This window comes from Clostridium guangxiense (assembly GCF_021043395.1).
Lineage (GTDB): Bacteria > Bacillota > Clostridia > Clostridiales > Clostridiaceae > Clostridium_S > Clostridium_S guangxiense.
The window spans coordinates 1-1814 of sequence record NZ_JAJNKE010000091.1; the positions used below are offsets into that span (position 1 = coordinate 1).

At 29.7% G+C, this 1814-nt stretch carries 1 protein-coding gene; it reads right to left on the minus strand.

Going from position 1 to position 1814, the window contains the following annotated elements:
• Nucleotides 1-119: 119 nt before the first annotated feature.
• Nucleotides 120-1415, minus strand: coding sequence for an IS110 family RNA-guided transposase (locus LQK79_RS20750; RefSeq protein ID WP_231017782.1), 1296 nt, complete (start codon nt 1413-1415; stop codon nt 120-122).
• Between the last annotated feature and the right edge of the window lie 399 nt (nt 1416-1814).

Consider the following 1814-nt stretch of genomic DNA (forward strand, 5'->3'; position numbering starts at 1 on the left):
TAGACCAGCTAGTAAAAGTCAATAAGTTTTTATAAAAAAATTATTAATAAAAATAGGTATCATAAAAAATCCATTGAAAAATACGAACAATGGAAAATAATTCCTAATTATTTTAGCTGTTAAGCTACTTGCTTTGACTTATTGTTTAGATACATTTTTAAATGTATCTTGGGGTCACGTAGTTCATACTCTTTTTGACTTTTAAGAACAGAGAATATGTAATTAATTAGTTTATGCATTACTGCAACTAAACCTACTTTTTTACTTTTACCATTCATATTCTCATTATAGAAATTAAGCAGAACTTTATTTATAGGTTCACCGTTTCTATTCTTACGTATGGACGCTAACGCGACAGCGTATAAGGCCCTACGGCCTATTCTGGTGCCTCGTTTAGACATGACATTTCTGTCACTGTTAAACTTACCAGATTGGCTAACAGAAGGATCTAAACCAAAATAAGCAACTAGGTGTTTAGGTTTAACAAAACCTTTAATATTGCCGATTTCACTCATTATTGTGATGGCAGTTAGTTTACCAACACCTGGTATTGAGTAAAGTAATTGTACATTTTTCTTAAATTCATCAGAAATTCTATTGCTACTCATTAATAGATGAATTTCATTTAATAGATTTTGAATTTGTATCTCTAATGATTCTAATACAGCAATAGTATTAATTATTTTTACAAATAGACTTGGTGATTTAAGACCGATGTAGGCAGCTTCTTCAGCAGCATTATATAGCTTGCTATAAATTTTTTCACTATGTGCTAGTCCTTTTCTAGAGTTGATTGAAATGATATTAATAACTTCATCTCTATCAGTATTTAAAATAGCTTCAGGGCTAGAATACTTTTTTAGTATAGCTATTGACGTTTTACCAGCAATATCTGAAAAAACAGTGCTGTAACTAGGAAATATAACTCTTAAATCAGTAGAAAGTTTCTTTTTAAATGTAGATTTGCTATCAGTAAATTTATAGTAATCTCTGCAAAGAGATTTTAAAGTGTAAATTTCAACATCAAAATTAGAAGAATATTTAACATTTTGAAATTTACCTATATTAGCAATGGTTAATGCATCTTTTTTATCATTTTTCACTTTTCTTATGTCACCATTCTTGTTACAATTAGTAATGAGTGGATTAAGGATACATGTTTCAAATGTATCTTTTAGAAAGTGGAAAAGAGTGAGATGGTATACACCAGTAGATTCCATGAAAATTGCCGTTTTCATGTTAAACTCTTCTTCCGCTTTTTTTATTTGATCTACTAGGTAATCAAAACCATTTCTACTATGCATAATCTTAAAAGGCTTTCTATAAATTTCACCGTCAGGTGCTAGTATAGCAACTACTGAAAAATCTGATGATACGTCAATTCCAACTGTTGGTCTATAAAAAAATTTACTCATATATATTATCTCCTTTGTTTGTGAGATAGAATAGATATTCCATTTCTATCAGTAATTTTGTAACCTTGTTTGTGACACAGGTAATTCCCGAAGGGAAACCTAACCAGCTAAACACAGAATCATCACTGATGGAACGATACGCTATTTTACGGGTAATAATGACTCTTAGAGTCATTTCCCAGGAGGATTACATCTATCTTCTATTCAGGAGATATTATACAATAATATTTATTGGTTTGGCTTCCCATTAGGGAAAATAGAAAACTAAATTTAGATAAGAATATATAGCCTAGATTGGTTGTAACTATTCGAATATATTAAAAGATATGAGTTTTAATGTTCGTTAGGAATCATGATAGTTTTCTATCGAATGTTATGACTACATTATACAAGGAGGAT

Coding starts and splice junctions, on each gene's coding strand:
- LQK79_RS20750 (WP_231017782.1), bottom strand. CDS start 1,415: ATGAGTAAATTTTTTTATAGACCAACAGTTGGAATTGACGTATCATCA.